The sequence below is a fragment of the Streptococcus mobilis genome (assembly GCF_059727625.1).
Genome location: NZ_AP041823.1, coordinates 786,150 through 804,842, shown reverse-complemented (window position 1 = coordinate 804,842; position 18,693 = coordinate 786,150). Strand labels below are relative to the sequence as shown.

Below are 18,693 nucleotides of genomic sequence, written 5' to 3'. Positions count from 1 at the left end.
TATTTTGCCCGCAAAAAAAGCCATCCGAAGATGACTTTTTTTATCCTTAAATGGCGTTTTTATCTTTTCCAAGTGCACGTTGAACGGCTTTTACAATCTCAACGAGAACAACAATCAAGAGCGAACCAATCATAACAGCTAACCATTGTGTCAAACTCAAATGAGAGACATGGAAGAGTTTGTTAAATCCAGGGACAATGATGGTCGCCATCAAGAGAACAAAAGCAACTGGAATCGACCAGTTAAAGGTCTTGTTCTTGAAGAGTCCCACTTTAAAGATGGATTGGTAAACCGATTTAACGTTAAAGGCATGGAGCAATTGGATCAAACCAAGAGTTGCAAAGGCCATAGTCAAAGCGTCTGCATGGATTTCGGCACGAGTCGCATGTTCTGGAGAGAGTAAGGCCCAGCCATAAACACCAAGAACTAGCATGGTTTGGAAGATTCCTTGATAAAGAATGGCTCCGAAGACCCCACCGTCAAAGAAGTTAGATTTACGTCCACGAGGTTTGTGGGTCATAACACCTGGCTCAGCTGGTTCCACACCAAGAGCGATGGCTGGAAGAGTATCGGTTACCAGGTTAATCCAGAGAAGATGTACTGGTTGCAACACATCCCAACCAAAGAGGGTTGCAAAGAAGATGGTGAAGACCTCAGCCATATTGGCAGACAAGAGGTATTGGATAGATTTTTGGATATTGGAGAAGACCTTACGTCCTTCTTCTACCGCTACGATAATGGTTGCAAAGTTATCATCTGCAAGGACCATGTCTGAAGCTCCCTTAGAAACTTCTGTACCTGTAATCCCCATACCGATACCGATATCAGCTGTCTTAAGTGATGGTGCATCGTTGACCCCATCCCCTGTCATGGCAACAACTTTTCCTTCATTTTGCCAAGCTTTCACGATCCGAACCTTGTGTTCAGGTGATACACGCGCATAGACAGAGTATTGTTTGAATACTTTTTGGAATTCTTCGTCAGAGAGTTCGTTCAACTCAGCCCCTGTGAAGACATGGTCTTCTGTATCATTTGGATCGATGATTCCAAGACGTTTAGCAATCGCCTCTGCTGTATCTTGGTGGTCACCCGTGATCATGATCGGACGGATACCCGCTTCCTTAGCGACACGGACAGCTTCTGCTGCTTCTGGACGCTCAGGGTCAATCATGCCGACCAAACTAGAGAAGATCAGGTCAGACTCAACAATTTCAGACTCCAAAGTTGGAATTTCCTTGCTTGTCTTATAAGCCATCATCAAGACACGAAGGGCTTGTTTAGCCAAGTCTTTGTTGGTAGCAAGGATAGCTTTCTTATCTTCATCTGTGATAGGACGAACTTCCCCATTGACTTCAATACGCGTCACACGTTTGAGCAATTGGTCAGGAGCTCCCTTAACAGCGATAAAGTAGGTACCATCTGCTTCCTTATGAATGGTAGACATAAGCTTACGGTCAGAGTCAAATGGCAATTCAGCTACACGTGGCTCGTCCTTCAAGACTTCACGAACGTCAAAGTTATGATCCAAACCAAACTGTACCAAAGCAGTCTCTGTTGGGTCCCCAATCAACTTGCCAGATGGATCCACCTTAGTATCATTGGCAAAGTTCATGATACGAAGGGTATTGTTGCTAGCAGCAATCTCAGCTGCTGAGCTTTGCAATTGACCGTTGGTGTAGACCTTCTCAACAGTCATTTGGTTCATAGTCAAAGTACCTGTTTTATCAGATGCGATGATTTCTGTTGAACCAAGAGTTTCAACCGCTGGTAATTTACGAACAATCGAATTGCGTTTGGCAAGGGTTGTAGTTCCCAAAGATAGAACGATAGTTACAATGGCAGGAAGTCCTTCTGGAATGGCCGCAACCGCAAGGGCTACCGCAACCATCAAGCCTTCTAATGGATGCTCTCCACGAACGAAGACACCAACTAAGAAAGTAATGACCGCAATCACAACAATTAAGTAAGTCAAGGCTTTAGATAATTGTTCCAAGCTTTGCTTCAATGGTGTTTCAGTCTCATCGGCATTAGCCAACATATCTGCAATCTTACCAACTTCTGTATACATACCAGTGTTTGTTACGACACCAATACCACGACCATAAGTTACATTTGAGTTTTGGTAACCCATATTAACGCGGTCCCCAATACCAGCATCTGCTTCAACAAGTCCTGTCACATCTTTTTCAACTGGCACAGACTCCCCTGTAAGAGCTGCTTCTTCAATTTTAAGAGAAGCTGCTTCAAACAAACGCATATCTGCAGGAACCACATCTCCAGCTTCCAGAAGAACGATATCACCTGGGACCAATTCTTTAGAATCAATTTCAATCACGTGACCATCACGGCGGACACGCGCTAATGGACTAGACATGTTTTTCAGTGCTTCGATAGCTGCTTCGGCTTGTCCTTCTTGGTAGACACCAAAGGCTGCGTTCAAAACAACAACGGCTAAGATGATCATGGCATCTGTAAGGCCGTCCATTCCTTCTGTGATCACAGAGAGAGCTGCAGCGATCAACAAGATGATGATCATCAAATCTTTAAACTGATCGATAAACTTAGACAAGAGGCTACGTTTTTCACCTTCGTCCAGTTCATTATGACCATAAATCGCTAAACGTTCTTGAGCTTGAGCAGTTGACAAGCCTTCAATTGAAGAGTTCAATTCCTTTAGAACTTCTTCTTTACTCTGTGTATAAAACAAAGCTTTATTTTGTTCTTTTGACAAAATAATTTCCTCCTTATAGCTTTCTACTAGGTCTCTTTTGCACAAAAAAGAGACCTGTTTGAAAAAACAAGTCTCGCCGTTTAATATAGTGCCGGAAATAATTTCGTAATGACGACACTATCGCGGAAAACCGCCAGCTACTCCCTTGAGTGGTTTTATTATACCATTTTTATAGAATAAAGCAAGCGGGATCTAGAATAATTTAATGAGGATTATTCTTCCCATTCCACCAGTAATTGATAATTAGCAAATTCCTGTTCTCCATCGAGAGTTAACAAGCGATAAGAGACTTTCAAATGACCTGCTTCTAATTGAAAGAGGTCTGTTGTAATCAAAAACTGCTGAATGCCCATCGGAGTTGGGATGATTGCCCCACCATCTTCATTTTTGTAGAAACGCATGATGGATTTAGGACTTGAGAATCGTGTCATGACCAATTCATCATTGGAAAATTTCAAAGCAATCTTTTCATCTTCTTCATTGGTATACAAGAGATATTGAAAACCTGCTTTTTCCTTCCATTCACCTTGATAGTACTGATCAACAATTTCCATTTCTTCTCCAAATCGAATCGTATTTTGAATATGAATCTGCACCTTTGTCTCCTTCTCTTCTTTCATTGCTTCTCTATTCTATCAAATTTTACGCTTTTTGACTGCCCTCATTAGCCTCTAGATCGCAAAATAGGCTTTTTTTTGCTATAATAGACCCATGAATGAAAAAGTCTTTCGCGATCCCGTACATGATTATGTTCACGTGGATCATCCCATCATTTATCAATTAATTAATAGTAAAGAATTTCAACGACTACGCCGCATCAAACAACTGGGGACATCTGGTTTTACCTTCCACGGTGGGGAGCATAGTCGTTTTTCTCACTGTCTTGGCGCCTATGAGATTTCAAGACGCATTCTCTCAATTTTTGAAGAAAAATATGCAGATCAATGGAATTCTGATGAAAACTTACTGACCATGACAGCCGCCCTTCTTCATGACATCGGACATGGTGCCTATTCCCATACCTTTGAAGGACTTTTTGGGACCGATCATGAAAAAATGACCCAGCTCATCATCACCAATCCTGAGACGGAGGTCAATCAAATCCTCTTACAGGTGGCACCTGATTTTCCAAATCGTGTAGCCAGCGTCATTGACCACACCTATCCCAATAAGCAAGTGGTGCAGTTGATTTCCAGTCAAATTGATGTGGACCGAATGGATTATTTACTACGAGATGCCTACTTTACAGGTGCTTCCTATGGGAAATTTGACTTGACCCGCATTCTTCGCGTCATTCGACCGATTGAAAATGGCATTGCCTTCCAACAAAATGGGATGCATGCCGTTGAAGATTATGTAGTCAGCCGTTACCAAATGTATATGCAAGTCTACTTCCACCCAGCTACTCGTGCGATGGAAGTCCTCCTTCAAAATCTACTCAAACGCGCTCGAACTATCTATCCAGATCAGAAAGAGTATTTCCAAGTGACTTCGCCTCGCTTGATTCCTTTTTTTGAAGAAGAGGTGACCATTGACGATTACCTGAATTTGGATGACGGTGTGATGAACACCTATTTCCAAGTCTGGATGGAGAGCCCGGATACCATCCTGTCTGATCTTGCTCAGCGCTATATCAATCGGAAAGTCTTTAAATCGATTCTATTTACAGAAGATAAGCGAAAAGACTTAGCAATCCTTGGAAAACTGATCAAAGAGGTTGGGTTTAATCCTACTTATTACACCGCCATCCATAAGAATTTCGATCTGCCCTACGATATTTATCGACCGGAGCTTGAAAAACCACGTACTCAGATCGAGATGATCCGAAAAGATGGTAGTCTAGCTGAATTGTCTCATTTGTCCCCACTCGTTGCAGCTTTAGCTGGAACCCGCTATGGGGACAACCGTTTCTATTTCCCAAAAGAAATGTTGGAAGCCAATGGACTTTTCAGTAAGCAAGTAGAGGAATTCACTTCCTACATCACCAACGATTATTTTACAGGAGAGATGAATGGCCATTAAATTAGTCGCGATCGATATCGATGGTACGCTACTTAATTCAAAAAAAGAAATTACACCTTCCGTTTTTGAAGCAATTCAAGACGCAAAAGCTGCAGGTGTGAAAATCGTGATCACAACTGGTCGTCCCATCGCAGGTGTCTCAAACTTGTTAGCACAACTTCATCTCACGGATCCTGAGGATTATGTCATTACTTTTAATGGGGGCTTGGTCCAAGAAACTGCTACTGGAAAAGAAATCATCAAGGACCTTTTAGATTATGAGGACTATCTCGATATCGAGTCTCTGGCCAACAAACTCCAGATTCACTCTCATGCCATTACAAAAGACGGTATTTACACCAGTAATCGAGATATCGGACGCTATACTATTCATGAGTCTCAACTGGTCAATATGCCCCTTTACTACCGGACGCCTGAAGAAGTGCGAGAGAAAGAATTTGTTAAAGCCATGTACATCGATGAACCAGAAATTCTGGACGCTGCGATTGCAAAAATTCCAAGAGAATTTCAGGACCGCTTTACTATGGTTAAATCAGCTCCATTTTATTTAGAAATTCTCGGGAAAACGACCAATAAAGGAGCTGCCATTCTCCATCTGGCTGAACAACTTGGAATCAAACAAGAAGAGACCATGGCTATTGGAGATGAGGAGAATGACCGCTCCATGTTAGAAGTTGTAGGACATGCTGTCGTTATGGAGAATGGCAATCCTGCCCTTAAAAAAATTGCTACAACTATTACCAAATCAAACGATGAATCGGGCGTAGCCTACGCCCTTAGAAAGTGGGTATTATAAGAAATGTATCATTACCAGCTAGGAATTTCTGCCACTGAGCATGATAACTTTGTTATTCAGAGTGACCAGACTAATCTCTTACAAAGTAGCTCATGGGCAAAAATCAAAGATAATTGGGGAAATGAACGGGTTGGTTTTTATCAAGAAAACCAATTAGTCGCTGTTGCAAGCGTCTTGATTCAACCCCTACCACTTGGCTTTTCCATGCTCTACATTCCTCGAGGCCCGATCATGGATTACCAAAACAAAGAGCTGGTTTCATTTGTGATCCAGTCCCTTAAAAATATTGCCAAACAATACAAGGCCTTGTTTGTGAAATTTGATCCAAGTCTTTTCTTGAGTAAACACTTGATTGGACAAGAACAGACGGAAGCTCCTGCTGTGCAAGCGGTGATCGATACCTTAACTAAAGAAGGGGTTGAATGGACTGGCCGAACCAGTGATATGGCAGAAAATATCCAACCACGCTTTCAAGCGAATATCCACAAAGAGTTTTTCACCGAGCAAGATCTTTCAAAATCTACTCGACAAGCCATCCGAACTGCTCGAAACAAAGGGATCCAAGTCCAATTTGGCGGGACCGAATTGTTAGAGGACTTTGCTTCTCTCATGAAAAAGACTGAAGCTCGTAAAAGCATTCATTTGCGTGGAAAAGACTACTACGAAAAACTACTCACAACCTATCAAGGACAATCTTACATTACTTTGTCTACTCTAGATCTCGAAAAACGGAAAAGCTCCCTTATAAAAGATCTTGAAAAAAACATGGCTGAGGCTGAAAAATTCACAGAAAAAACAAAGCCTGGCAAGGTTGAGAATAACCAAAAAGAAAAAGAGCGGATAGAGGAAGAACTGCAATTTCTTGAACAGCATCTCCAAGTAGGTAGACAGGTTGTTCCTTTATCTGGGACCTTAACCCTTGAATTCGGTGGGACGTCTGAAAATGTTTATGCAGGGATGGATGAAGAATTCCGCCGTTACCAACCTGCTATCCTCACCTGGTATGAAACTGCCCAACACGCTTTCGACCGTGGTGCTTCTTGGCAAAATATGGGGGGCATTGAAAATTCACTCGATGGTGGTCTCTATCATTTCAAGTCTAAATTTAATCCAGTCATTGAAGAATTTGTTGGGGAATTCAACCTCCCAACCAGTCCACTCTATCCACTTGTAAACAAAGTCTACAAGATCCGGAAAAAATTAAGGAGTAAATAAAGTTACATGACTCTTACGACAATTTCAAAAGAAGAATTTACCTCATTTGCAAATACTGTCTCCCATCGCTCTTTTATCCAGTCTGCTGAAATGGCAGATCTGCTTGAAAAGCGAGGAAACACGGTCCAATTTATCGCTTGGAAACAAGAAGATCAAGTCCAAGTGGCAGCGATCTTGTACAGTCTTCCTATGACAGGTGGTCTCCATATGGAAATCAATTCTGGCCCCCTTTACCAAGAGGAGGCTATGCTAGAACCCTTCTATGCAGCCTTAAAAGACTATGCGAAAGAGAATGGAGCTATTGAACTCGTTATCAAGCCCTATGATACCTATCAAACCTTTGACAGTGACGGCAATCCAACCAGTGAAGAGCAAACCCATTTTATGGATACCCTTAAAAACTTGGGCTATCAGCATGATGGTTTAACAACAGGTTATCCAGGTGGAGAAGGTGATTGGCATTATGTGAAAGATATGGAGGGCATCACCGAAAAAAATCTTCTCAAGAGCTTCAGTAAAAAAGGAAAGCCACTTGTCAAGAAAGCCAAATCTTTCGGTATTGAACTGAAACGATTAAACCGAGATGAACTGCAACTCTTTAAGGATATTACTTCTTCTACCAGTGACCGTCGCGACTATCAGGATAAGACCTTGGATTATTACCAAACTTTCTATGACAGTTTTGGCGACAAAGCAGATTTCATGATCGCAACGCTGAACTTCCACCATTACTACACGAATCTTGAAAAAGACCAAGGAAAACTAGCTCAGAAGATTGAGAAATTACAGAAGGATCTTGAAGTCAACCCCAATTCAGAAAAAAAACAAAATCAACTTCGTGAATTCTCTAGCCAGTTTGATACCTTTGAGGTGAGAAAGAAGGACGCAAAAGAATATATTGAAAAATATGGAGATCAAGACGTCATTCTTGCAGGTAGCCTCTTCGTCTATATGCCACAAGAATCCACCTATTTATTCAGTGGCTCTTATACAGAATTTAATAAGTTCTATGCTCCTGCTGTTCTCCAAGAATATATGATGCTTGAAACCATCAAACGTGGTATCCCAAGATATAACTTCCTGGGTATTCAAGGAATCTTTGACAGGTCAGACGGTGTTCTTCGTTTCAAACAAAACTTCAATGGCTACATCGTTCGTAAGATGGGGACCTTCCGCTATTACCCAAGTCCTCTGAAATACAAACTGATTTCTCTCATTAAGAAACTATTAGGACGTTCCTAACTCAAAAGACCAGCTTTGTAGCTGGTCTTTTCTTCTATAAAAAAAGACGAGAAACCTCTCGCCTTTTTATATGTCATTATTTAACAAAGTCAAGCAATGCCAAGAAGCTTTCTGGGTCAAGTGATGCACCACCTACAAGAGCTCCGTCAACGTCTGGACAAGCCATGTATTCAGCAACGTTTTCAGGTTTCACTGAACCACCGTATTGAACACGTACTTTGTCAGCCACTTCTTGACCAAAGTCAGCAGCTACAACGTCACGAACAACTTTACACATTTTTTGTGCGTCGTCTTGTGAAGCTGATTTACCAGTACCGATCGCCCAGATTGGTTCGTATGCGATAACTGTTGAAGCGACTTGTTCTGCAGTCAATCCAGCAAGAGCAGCTGAAACTTGAGCTCCTACGAATTCTGCTGCTTTACCAGCTTCGTAAGTTTCAAGGCTTTCACCACAACAGATGATTGGAAGCATACCGTTCGCAAAGATTGCTTTTGCTTTTTTGTTGATATCTTCATCAGTTTCATGGAAGTAGTCACGACGTTCTGAGTGACCGATAACAACGTAGTCAGTACCGATTTCTTTCAAAACTTGTGGGCTAGTTTCACCAGTGAAGGCACCGGCATTTTCAAAGTAAGTGTTTTGGGCAGCAACTTTAAGGTTTGAACCTTTAGCAGCAGCAAGAACAGTTGTCAAGTCAACTGCAGGAACTGCGATACCAGCTTCAACAAGGTCAGCTGAAGGAAGTTTTGATGCTACAGCTTCAACGAATGCTTTTGCTTCTTCTGGATTTTTGTTCATTTTCCAGTTACCAGCGATAAATGGTTTACGTGACATTTCACATACCTCTTTTTTCTAATTTTATACTATCTATTTTACCATAATTTTCGTCATAATGAAAGGTTGCACAAGCTCATTTTACTTTTTACCAAAATAAAAACCCCGTCTTCACGGGGTTTTCTGTCTGTCTATATAATTGTTAATCTGGGAACTAGATCGAATTAAGCTTCGATTTCAGTAACCATACCTGAACCAACAGTACGTCCACCTTCACGGATTGAGAATGTAGTACCTTGTTCAACGGCGATTGGGTGGATCAACTCAACGTCGATAGTCACGTTATCACCAGGCATTACCATTTCAGTTCCAGCTGGAAGTTCGATAGATCCAGTTACGTCAGTTGTACGGAAGTAGAACTGTGGACGGTAGTTGTTGAAGAATGGAGTATGACGTCCACCTTCTTCTTTAGTAAGGATGTAAACTTCACCTTTGAATTTAGTGTGTGGGTTGATTGAACCTGGTTTAGCGATAACTTGTCCACGTTCGATTTCATCACGTTGGATACCACGAAGAAGCACACCAACGTTATCCCCTGCAAGACCTTCGTCAAGTTGTTTACGGAACATTTCAACACCAGTAACAACTGCTTTTTGGATTTCGTCTTTGATACCAACGATTTCGATTTCGTCGTTGACACGAACAACACCACGGTCGATACGTCCTGAAGCAACTGTACCACGTCCAGTGATTGAGAATACGTCTTCGACTGGAAGAAGCAATGGTTTGTCAGTATCGCGTTCTGGTTCTGGGATGTACTCATCAACAGTATCCATCAATTCCATGATGATATCTTCATATTTAGAGTCACCTTCAAGAGCTTTAAGAGCTGAACCTTGGATAACTGGAAGGTCATCACCTGGGAAATCGTATTCTGAAAGAAGGTCACGGATTTCCATTTCAACCAATTCAAGCAATTCTTCATCGTCAACCAAGTCAACTTTGTTCATGAAGACGATCAAGTGTTTAACACCAACCTGACGTGAAAGAAGGATGTGTTCACGTGTTTGTGGCATTGGTCCGTCAGTTGAAGCTACTACAAGGATAGCTCCGTCCATTTGAGCGGCACCAGTGATCATGTTTTTAACGTAGTCCGCGTGTCCTGGAGCGTCGATGTGAGCGTAGTGACGTTTAGCAGTTTCGTACTCAACGTGTGCAGTGTTGATAGTGATACCGCGTTCGCGTTCTTCTGGAGCAGCATCGATAGACGCATAGTCTTTAGGTTGGTTAACTGATGAAGGCAAGCGACGTGCCAAAACAGTTGTGATTGCTGCAGTTAGGGTAGTTTTTCCGTGGTCAACGTGTCCGATTGTACCGATGTTAACGTGCGGTTTACTACGATCGTATTTTTCTTTTGCCATTTGAGTAAAAGCCTCCAATAAAATATATTTTATAGATAGACAGTAGGCAATACAGTCTAACTTTCCTTACTATTCTATCGAATTTTAGATAAAATTGCAAGCCTTTTACCTATATTTTCTTAATTATTCCTCTTCTTTTCTTTTATTTTATCAGCTTGCTGAAAGATCCTGTTCTAGCTTTGAAAATTCTCATTTGAAATCTTCTATTTAAGCCATTACATACCTTTTGGTCCTTTAATATCAGGGACTAAAAAAATCGGAACAATGTTCCGATTTTTTTAACCTGAATTTCGTAATCCTGTAGCCACTCCATTGATCGTAATATGGATTAGCTTGTCTTGATCGGCTGGTAGTTGTCCAGTCCTTTGACGTCGAATCAATTCTAACTGAATATAGTTCAAGACGTTAAAGTATGGCATCCGATAGTCCAAACTTTCTTTCAAATAAGGATTTTCAGCGAGCAACTCGTCTTGTTCCTCAATCATCAAGATGATGTCCTTGGTCAATTGCCATTCATGTAAGATAATCTGATAGATATTGCGAACTTCTTCTTCTTCACACAATTGCGCGTACTCAAAGGCAATATCCATATTAGCTTTGGATAAGACCATATCCACATTTGACAAGAGAGATTGGAAGAAAGGCCAGTTTTTATACATGTATCGAAGGGTTTCGATATTCTCAGGATCCTCATCGATAAATTCCTTAAAGCTAGAACCTACTCCATACCAACCAGGGAACATCACCCGACTTTGTGACCAAGAGAAGACCCAAGGAATAGCACGCAAACCACCAATTTCTGTAATGGTCTTACGAGCAGCTGGACGTGAACCAATATTAAAACTTGAAATTGCTTTGATCGGACTTGATTCAAAGAAGTAATCATAGAAGTGCTCATTTCCAAAGACCAAATCACGATAGATATCGTAACTACGGTCCACGACTTTATCCATGACTTCCCCGAAACGATCAAACATAGAGAATGGACTCTTTTGTTCGGCAATCATTCGGTTAATGGTTGCAGAAACGAGCATCTCAAGGTTGTAGTAGGCAGCATCTTTATTTCCATATTTATTGCCGATCACTTCCCCTTGCTCAGTTAAGCGGATACGGTCATTAATGGATTTCAACGGTTGAGAAGTGATGGCTTCATAAGTAGGACCTCCACCACGACCAACAGTACCACCACGACCATGGAAGAAGGTAATCTTCACTCCAAACTCATCTCCGATAGCGGTCAATTGTTGTTGGGCTTTAAAGAGCGTCCAGCATGAAGACAAGTATCCACCATCTTTGTTGGAATCAGAGTATCCTAACATAATCTCTTGGTAGTTGTTCTTAGAAGCAATCCAACGTTTGGCAATCGGAAGAGACAAGTAACTTCTCATGGTTTCTTCTGAGTGATCCAAGTCTTCGATCGTTTCAAACAACGGTACGATTTGAACGCGAGCTTTTTCCGTATCGACTAAGCCCACTTCTTTCAACATCACAGCCAATTCTAACATATCTGACACACTTGTTGCATGAGAGATGATGTTTTGACGAATGACTTCTTCTCCTAAACGATCCTTCAATTCACGGGCCGTTTGGAAAATCGCTAATTCTTTTTCAAGCAGTTCAGATTTTTCAGCATGAGTTGCTGATAAAATACGTGGATCTTCTAAAAGTTCTTTCAAGAGAACTTGACACTTTTCATCCTCTGATAATTCAGAATAGTGGTCATTAATCCCTGCTGATTTCAGCAATTCTGCCACACAGGCTTCATGTACACTCGAATCCTGACGCATATCAATAGAGGCCAGATAGAATCCAAAAACATCGATGGCTTCTAGAAGTTCTGCAAACTCACCAGAAATTAAATACTCTGATTTGTTTTCTAACAAGGAATCTTTGATCTTTTCAAGGTCTTCTTTAAATTCTTGAGCTGATGCATAAGCTGGAGCTTCTTTCTCAGAAATTTTCTTTAGAGCTCCAGAGATACGATTGCCAATATAATCAGAAACTGGCCCTTGTTGATGAGCATTTGCTCCTAATAACCTCTCGACAGCATAACGATCTTCTCTGGTTTCTCCCACCATCGTCCATTCTTTTAAATTGACCAAGGTTTGGATCAATTTTGATTGGATATAGTGGAAAGCCCGACGGTAAGGTTCTTTTTCACGAAAGACGGAGGTATCACTTGATAGGGCAGCCATTTCAGCTACTGCTTCACTTGTTTTAGAAAGACTAGTTGAAAGGGAGAAATGACGGTATAATTTAGAAATCTTTTCGATGTAATAGTTCAAAATGACTTCACTTTGAATGGTTGCTGAACGTTTCAAGGTCTCAGCAGTTACAAACGGATTTCCGTCCCGGTCTCCCCCAATCCACATGCCCATTGTAATCGGACGTGGTTGTTCAAGCTCTAACCCATGTTCTTTTGCCAAGCGTTTGTATTCCAACATTAGGTTTGGAACAGCTTGTAAGAAAGAACTATTGTAATATTCCATGACGTTGGTGATCTCATTAGTAACCTTCAATTTTTTGTCACGAATCATATCCGTTTGCATCATGATTTCGATATTACAACGAAGGTTGTTGTACCACTTATTCTCATTCATTAAACCAGCTTTAACATCCCGGTGCTGGCGAAGAAGAGCATGAATATGATTGGTTAAATCCAGCATGGTTTTTCGTTGCACTTGAGTTGGATGGGCTGTTAAAACAGGTACAATATTGAGATTTTCAAGAATTTCTTGTGCATCTTCATTTTTCGCAACTTCTTTGATGGTTGAAGAAAGTTTTCCGAGGTATTCACCATCCACGTTATTCAAATGATTGATTTCATAGGCCAAATCGACATCTTCTGAGATGTTAATCAAGAGTGGTAAAATGGCAAAATAACGTGAAATCACTGTCATTTCTTCATTTGTCAATTGTTCCACTATTTGATTCAACTCACGATAGTTCTGTGTTTTTGATAGATCCTTCAACTGCGTAATTTTATCAAAGGTTTCCGGACGAACCAAATTTTTCGTAATATCATCTAATAAATTGGTTAAGATTTCGGCTTCTTCTTTGATAATATCTTTATTTGTGAAGTTCTCTAATTTTTGTAAGACCATTTTTTCTCCTTTTTGAATAGCCATTCAACAATTCCCTTTTAATAATAAGGTTTGATTTTACCTTTTTCTTCAAAAACCATGCCTTCTTGTTCCATCTTAGCCCGTTTTTCACTAGCATCGATATTCAAAACGAAAGCAATCGCTACGGATAAGACCCATAAGCTATTTCCCCCTTGGGATAAGAAGGGGAAGGTCACTCCTGTAGACGGAATCAAACCAGAAATTCCTCCGATGTTAATGAAGGTTTGCACTAAGATCATCCCACCGATCCCAATGGCCATCATCGAATTAAAAGGATTCTTTGCTCGAATACCGACTAAAATGATCCGAAGAATTAAGAAAAATAGGAGAGCAAGGATCAAGCTAGCTCCAACAAAACCTAATTCTTCAATCACGATCGCAAACACAAAGTCTGTGTGCGCTTCTGGTAAGTAACCTTGTTTTTCAATGGAATTTCCTAGCCCCAAGCCAAACCAACCACCGTTACTCATTGCATAGTAAGAATTAGCTAATTGGTGACCTGCGCCAGACAAGTCATTAAAGGGGTTAAAGAAGGCACTAAAACGTTTGGCTACATAACCAAAGACAGGAATTTTAGCGACACGGTCCACACCGATAATCCAAATTGAACCAAGGACAATGGTGGATGCTCCTACAACTAAACCAAGTAAAGAGGTAAACCAACGATAGCCCACTCCACTAGCCGTAATCATGATCAAGACCGTTAAGGCCAAGATCGTCGCATTTCCCAAGTCCGGCATAATCACAACGATTCCAATCAGAATCAAGGTCAGCCAACGCCAATCGTTTAAATTCCTTGGAATCCATTCATTATGGGTCAAGGCTTGATAATCATAATCACGGATTTCATCTTGTCGTTTCGAAAAGATCAAGGCCAGATACCAGACTAAGATCACCTTGAGGTATTCAGCCGGCTGGATACTAAAGCCTCCAGGAATCGTCAACCAACCGTGAGCTCCATTGACGGTATCTGTGATAAACCTAGACAAAATCAACAAAATCACTTCAGCAAAAATGACAACAGCCAGTACTTTTTTATTTCGCAGGAAGTCTAGGCTAAATTTATAAATCAAGGCAATGGTTAGGAGACTAAAGATGAAGAAGAGCCCCTGTGTCCGTACCATTCGAATCGAACTCACTCCACTTTGAATTGCCAAGGCACTTGTTGTCGAATAGACTACAATCAAACCAATAATGGATAAAATCAAATAGGGAATGAGGATGGAATAATTTAAAAGATGTCTTTTTTCAATTTTCATAATTCACCATATTTTCCTAATGTTCAACCTCCATTATATCATTTTTAAGAAGCAAAACCAAGGAAAGGCTAGAAAAGATTCGGCTTCTTCCCCATTTTCAAGAAATATTCTTAATATCTTTCTTATTTTCATATATTTTTATCCTTTTTCGATGAAAAGATTCCTTTTTTTTGAAAATAATGGCTGAAATTGGGATCTTTTAAGCATTAAGTTTTGCCTTTTCGTTTTTTTTACGGTAAAATGACTCTGTATGAGAAAAAGGATAAAACCCGTTGTTCTCTTGGTCTTTTTTATCGGTTTCATTTCTTTTCTGGTTCTTTCACGAACGATTGCCGATCTGCAAGCCAGAGAGCAACAAGCAACAACCAAAACCATTCCGAACTCCAATACACCTAAAAAAACAACCACTGCAAGCTCTTCTTCTAAAAAAGAAGAAGACATCAATCCAGAACTGGTTGGCCGTCCAATCATTGATATCTCAGGCTGGCAATTGCCTAGTGAAATTGATTACGATGTTCTCTCCCAAAATGTGGGAGGTGTGATCGTTCGTGTCCATAGTGGGGCTCAAGCTAAAAAGGAAAATGCGGCGACCCACTTAAATGGTCTGGATAAATCCTATAAAACCCATATCCAAGAATTCCAAAAACGAAATATCCCAGTCGCGGTCTATGCTTATGTCGCTGCTAAGGATAAAAAAGAAATGGAAAAAGAAGCAGAAGAATTTTACAAGGCTGCTTCTCCTTACAAGCCGACCTACTATTGGTTAGATGTTGAGGAAAAAACCATGAAGGATATGAACGCAGGTGTTGAAGCTTTCCGAGCAAAACTACAAGCTTTGGGTGCCAAAAATATTGGACTCTATATCGGAACCTACTTCATGGAAGAACATAGTATCTCCACTGATAAATTTACGGCTCTTTGGATTCCTACTTATGGATTTGATGATGGCTATTATAATGCTGCGCCAGATACCAACACGGAATACGACTTGCATCAATATACCTCTCAAGGGCAATTAAATGGATTCTCACACTACTTGGATCTCAACCAAATTGCTCCGACGCAAGACCAAGAAGCAATTTATCGGAAACTATTCAAGGTACAAAAAGATGGCTCTTCCTCATAGCCTTAAAACAGCAGATCAAGTGATCTTCACTTTTTCTGCTGTTTTCTATGTTTAGAGGTTGAGACAATATCGCTGCTATTATATGTTATAATGGTCTAATGAAATCTGATTTTGTAGAGAAAAAGAGAAAAGGAGAAAGCCATGGCAAAAAAAAATAAGGTGAAGAAAACCTTGGTCGAGCAGATCTTGACTAAAGCAAAAATTGAGCACATAGGCTTACAAATCAACGCTTTAGAAGGGATCTTACCAGAAAGAATTGATCGCTCTACTATTTTCAAAACCCTAGCTCTCAAAGGAGATAAAACGGGGCCCGTGATTGGGATCATTCCTATTACAGAGCATCTTTCAGAGAAAAAGTTAGCCAAATTATCAGGGAATAAGAAAATCGCTATGATTCCTCAAAAAGATCTTGAAAAAACAACTGGTTATATTCATGGGGCCAATAATCCGGTGGGCATTCGTCAAAAGCATTCTTTCCCAATCTTTATCGATGAATCAGCCCTTCAGTTAGAAACCATGATCGTATCTGCTGGGGAAATCGGCCATAGTATTCAAATCAAACCACAACTTCTAGCAGACTTCGTACAAGCGACTTTTGCAGATATTTTAGAATAATGACAGAGAAGGAGACAAGATTGTGAAACTATATTTTATTCGACACGGACGGACAGAATGGAATGAAGAAGGACGTTTTCAGGGATCAAATGGCGATTCTCCGCTGTTACCAGCCTCTATTCATCAGCTTGAAAAATTAGGAAAGCACCTGGCTACTGTTCCTTTTGATGCAGCCTTTGCAAGCGATCTACCACGAACAGTCCATACCGCACAGATCATTCTCGATCAATTGAAGACACCTCTAAAATTGCAACCAACGCCTGCTCTTCGTGAGTGGAATTTGGGAAAATTAGAAGGAGCTAAAATTTCTACCATTTCGGCCATCTATCCCCAACAAATGGATGCGTTTCGACATAACCTAGCTCGTTTTCAAAATGAAATCTTTGATGCAGAATCTGTTTATGAAACAACCAAACGTACCTGTGATTTTGTAAAAAGTCTAAAAGGGAAAGAGCTCGATACCGTTCTCATTGTTGGACACGGAGCTAATTTGACAGCTTCTATTCGAACCTTGCTCGGTTATGAAATCGGAGAACTCCGCAAAAATGGCGGACTAGATAATGCCAGCGTGACGATTCTAACAACAGATGATTTTGAGCACTATCACTTAGATACTTGGAACGACACCTCTTATATGGAAGACTAAAAAACACTGATCGCAAGATCAGTGTTTTCTTTTAGCTTATTTCATGGTTGGGAAGAGAAGAACGTCGCGAATCGTTGTCACATTGGTCAACAACATAACGAGACGGTCAATACCAATTCCAAGTCCACCTGTTGGTGGCATACCATATTCAAGGGCTTCAACATAGTCATAGTCGATGCCTGTAGCTTCGTCATCTCCCAATTCTTTCGCACGCGCTTGCGCTTCAAAACGTTGCAATTGATCGATCGGGTCATTCAATTCTGTGAAGGCATTGGCATACTCTTTGGTCATGATGAAGAGTTCGAAACGGTCAGTGAAGCGTGGGTCTTCTGGATTTTTCTTAGCCAAAGGTGACACTGCTACTGGGTGACCATAAACAAAAGTTGGTTGCGTCAAGGTTTCTTCAACAAATTCTTCGAAGAAGGCATTGATAATTTGTCCCACTTCTGTGTAGTGTTTTTCAACTGGTACATGTTTTTCGTTTGCAAGAGCTACAGCTTCTTCAAAGGTCATGTCTTGCCAGAAGTCAATACCTGTGATTTCTTTGATCGCATCAACCATGTGAACTCGTTTGAAAGGTTCGTTGATTTTGATTTCTGTTCCTTGATAGTCAATTGGACCATCTCCATGGACCGCTTTCGCAGCATGTTGGATGATACCTTCTGTCAAGTCCATGATATCGTGGAAATCAGCGTAAGCTTGATACACTTCGATCGAAGTGAATTCAGGGTTGTGAGTAGCATCCATTCCCTCGTTACGGAAAATCCGTCCGATTTCGTAAACACGTTCCATCCCACCAACAATCAAACGTTTCAAGTGAAGCTCCGTCGCGATACGAAGCACCATATCAATGTTTTGTGCATTGTGATGAGTGATAAATGGTTTAGCAGCCGCACCCCCAGCTTCATTGTGAAGCACTGGTGTTTCCACTTCAAGGAATCCTTGACCATCTAAATAACGACGGATTTCAGAGATGATTTTTGAACGGGTTACAAAGCGTTCGAAGCTTTCACGGTTTGAAATCAAATCCAAATAACGTTTGCGATAGATGGTTTCAACATCTGAAAGTCCGTGGAATTTTTCAGGCAAGGGACGAAGGGCTTTTGACAAGTGAGTGATATGAGTTGCTTTAATCGAAAGTTCACCCATGTCTGTGCGCATGATTTCCCCTTCAACACCAAGGAAATCACCAAGGTCTGCTTTTTTGAAGATTTCGTAGTTTTCTTCTCCAACAGCGTCCTTACGAACGTAGATCTGAATTTGACCTTCACGGTCTTGAAGATGGGCAAAGCCAACCTTTCCTTTTCCACGTTTTGTTACGAGACGACCAGCAATAATAGCTGTTTCGTTCAAGTCGTGGAGTTGTTCTTTATCTAATTCTGAATATTTTTCTTTTAATTGACCTGAATTTGCAGTGCGTTCGAATCGCTTCCCAAATGGATCGATTCCTTGTTCACGAAGGGCCGCCATTTTCTCACGACGGACAATCTGCTGGTCATTCAATTCTTCCATGTGTTCAGTAGTCATTTGGAACCTCCTAAGTTATTCTCCCCTATTCTATCATATTTGGACCAGAAATTCACTAATATTTACCAATTAAACAAAAATAAGGCTAGGTAAAATGTAACCTCTCGAAGCTATACTCAAATAATATCCGAAAACTGTCGTTGACTGCTTAAACTGTTTAACCTGTACAGGGCGAGATAATTGAAAAGGTTTC

14 protein-coding genes are annotated in these 18,693 nt (G+C 40.8%); 7 read left to right on the top strand and 7 right to left on the bottom strand.

Annotated features, from left to right (window positions below):
* Positions 1-46: 46 nt before the first annotated feature.
* Both AC6IZR_RS03815 and AC6IZR_RS03810 read right to left on the bottom strand, forming a co-directional pair.
* Positions 47-2,731 (bottom strand): cation-translocating P-type ATPase, encoded by a 2,685-nt coding sequence (locus tag AC6IZR_RS03815; RefSeq protein WP_497848819.1) that lies wholly within the window; start codon positions 2,729-2,731, stop codon positions 47-49.
* A 212-nt stretch (positions 2,732-2,943) separates the two neighbouring features.
* Positions 2,944-3,327 (bottom strand): YwiB family protein, encoded by a 384-nt coding sequence (locus AC6IZR_RS03810; protein WP_497848818.1) that lies wholly within the window; start codon positions 3,325-3,327, stop codon positions 2,944-2,946.
* A 115-nt stretch (positions 3,328-3,442) separates the two neighbouring features.
* On the opposite strand from AC6IZR_RS03810, the gene AC6IZR_RS03805 reads away from it, so the two are divergent.
* The 4 genes from AC6IZR_RS03805 to AC6IZR_RS03790 are packed head-to-tail and all read left to right on the top strand — an operon-like array spanning position 3,443 to position 8,006.
* Complete coding sequence (locus AC6IZR_RS03805) at positions 3,443-4,753, top strand: HD domain-containing protein (RefSeq protein ID WP_497848817.1); 1,311 nt, start codon at positions 3,443-3,445, stop codon at positions 4,751-4,753.
* A complete protein-coding gene (yidA, locus tag AC6IZR_RS03800) occupies positions 4,743-5,549 on the top strand; it encodes a sugar-phosphatase (RefSeq protein WP_497848816.1) in 807 nt (268 codons plus the stop codon). Before AC6IZR_RS03805 ends, yidA begins: the two co-directional genes overlap by 11 nt.
* Before the next feature lie 3 nt (positions 5,550-5,552).
* Positions 5,553-6,764, top strand: coding sequence for an aminoacyltransferase (locus AC6IZR_RS03795; RefSeq protein ID WP_497848815.1), 1,212 nt, complete (start codon positions 5,553-5,555; stop codon positions 6,762-6,764).
* A 6-nt stretch (positions 6,765-6,770) separates the two neighbouring features.
* On the top strand, positions 6,771-8,006 hold the full coding sequence (locus tag AC6IZR_RS03790; protein ID WP_497848814.1) for an aminoacyltransferase: 1,236 nt from the start codon (positions 6,771-6,773) through the stop codon (positions 8,004-8,006).
* Positions 8,007-8,082: 76 nt separating this feature from the next.
* On the opposite strand, the gene tpiA is transcribed toward AC6IZR_RS03790, so the two are convergent.
* The 4 genes from tpiA to ftsW all read right to left on the bottom strand — a co-directional run bounded on the left by tpiA (position 8,083) and on the right by ftsW (position 14,586).
* A complete protein-coding gene (gene tpiA / locus AC6IZR_RS03785) occupies positions 8,083-8,841 on the bottom strand; it encodes a triose-phosphate isomerase (protein ID WP_070661871.1) in 759 nt (252 codons plus the stop codon).
* A gap of 164 nt (positions 8,842-9,005) precedes the next feature.
* The gene (gene tuf, locus AC6IZR_RS03780) at positions 9,006-10,202 is read right to left on the bottom strand and encodes an elongation factor Tu (protein ID WP_003008055.1); all 1,197 of its coding nucleotides are present in this window, start codon (positions 10,200-10,202) and stop codon (positions 9,006-9,008) included.
* 278 nt (positions 10,203-10,480) lie between these two features.
* A complete protein-coding gene (ppc, locus tag AC6IZR_RS03775) occupies positions 10,481-13,306 on the bottom strand; it encodes a phosphoenolpyruvate carboxylase (RefSeq protein WP_497848813.1) in 2,826 nt (941 codons plus the stop codon).
* A 38-nt stretch (positions 13,307-13,344) separates the two neighbouring features.
* Positions 13,345-14,586, bottom strand: a complete 1,242-nt coding sequence (gene ftsW / locus AC6IZR_RS03770) for a cell division peptidoglycan polymerase FtsW (RefSeq protein ID WP_497848812.1) — start codon at positions 14,584-14,586, stop codon at positions 13,345-13,347.
* 250 nt (positions 14,587-14,836) lie between these two features.
* On the opposite strand from ftsW, the gene AC6IZR_RS03765 reads away from it, so the two are divergent.
* The 3 genes from AC6IZR_RS03765 to AC6IZR_RS03755 all read left to right on the top strand — a co-directional run bounded on the left by AC6IZR_RS03765 (position 14,837) and on the right by AC6IZR_RS03755 (position 16,973).
* Complete coding sequence (locus AC6IZR_RS03765) at positions 14,837-15,712, top strand: GH25 family lysozyme (protein ID WP_497848811.1); 876 nt, start codon at positions 14,837-14,839, stop codon at positions 15,710-15,712.
* Positions 15,713-15,853: 141 nt separating this feature from the next.
* A complete protein-coding gene (locus tag AC6IZR_RS03760; RefSeq protein ID WP_497848810.1) occupies positions 15,854-16,327 on the top strand; it encodes an aminoacyl-tRNA deacylase in 474 nt (157 codons plus the stop codon).
* Between the two features lie 22 nt (positions 16,328-16,349).
* Positions 16,350-16,973 carry a histidine phosphatase family protein gene (locus tag AC6IZR_RS03755; protein ID WP_497848809.1) on the top strand — a complete coding sequence of 208 codons (624 nt, stop codon included), beginning with the start codon at positions 16,350-16,352 and terminating at the stop codon, positions 16,971-16,973.
* 36 nt (positions 16,974-17,009) lie between these two features.
* On the opposite strand, the gene lysS is transcribed toward AC6IZR_RS03755, so the two are convergent.
* The gene (lysS, locus tag AC6IZR_RS03750) at positions 17,010-18,500 is read right to left on the bottom strand and encodes a lysine--tRNA ligase (protein WP_049515026.1); all 1,491 of its coding nucleotides are present in this window, start codon (positions 18,498-18,500) and stop codon (positions 17,010-17,012) included.
* Positions 18,501-18,693: the final 193 nt, after the last annotated feature.

What these genes read in the sequence shown, in the direction of transcription:
- AC6IZR_RS03805 (WP_497848817.1), top strand. Translation starts at nt 3,443, where the DNA reads ATGAATGAAAAAGTCTTTCGCGATCCCGTACATGATTATGTTCACGTG.
- yidA (WP_497848816.1), top strand. Translation starts at nt 4,743, where the DNA reads ATGGCCATTAAATTAGTCGCGATCGATATCGATGGTACGCTACTTAAT.
- AC6IZR_RS03795 (WP_497848815.1), top strand. Translation starts at nt 5,553, where the DNA reads ATGTATCATTACCAGCTAGGAATTTCTGCCACTGAGCATGATAACTTT.
- AC6IZR_RS03790 (WP_497848814.1), top strand. Translation starts at nt 6,771, where the DNA reads ATGACTCTTACGACAATTTCAAAAGAAGAATTTACCTCATTTGCAAAT.
- tpiA (WP_070661871.1), bottom strand. Translation starts at nt 8,841, where the DNA reads ATGTCACGTAAACCATTTATCGCTGGTAACTGGAAAATGAACAAAAAT.
- tuf (WP_003008055.1), bottom strand. Translation starts at nt 10,202, where the DNA reads ATGGCAAAAGAAAAATACGATCGTAGTAAACCGCACGTTAACATCGGT.
- ppc (WP_497848813.1), bottom strand. Translation starts at nt 13,306, where the DNA reads ATGGTCTTACAAAAATTAGAGAACTTCACAAATAAAGATATTATCAAA.
- ftsW (WP_497848812.1), bottom strand. Translation starts at nt 14,586, where the DNA reads ATGAAAATTGAAAAAAGACATCTTTTAAATTATTCCATCCTCATTCCC.
- AC6IZR_RS03765 (WP_497848811.1), top strand. Translation starts at nt 14,837, where the DNA reads ATGAGAAAAAGGATAAAACCCGTTGTTCTCTTGGTCTTTTTTATCGGT.
- AC6IZR_RS03760 (WP_497848810.1), top strand. Translation starts at nt 15,854, where the DNA reads ATGGCAAAAAAAAATAAGGTGAAGAAAACCTTGGTCGAGCAGATCTTG.
- lysS (WP_049515026.1), bottom strand. Translation starts at nt 18,500, where the DNA reads ATGACTACTGAACACATGGAAGAATTGAATGACCAGCAGATTGTCCGT.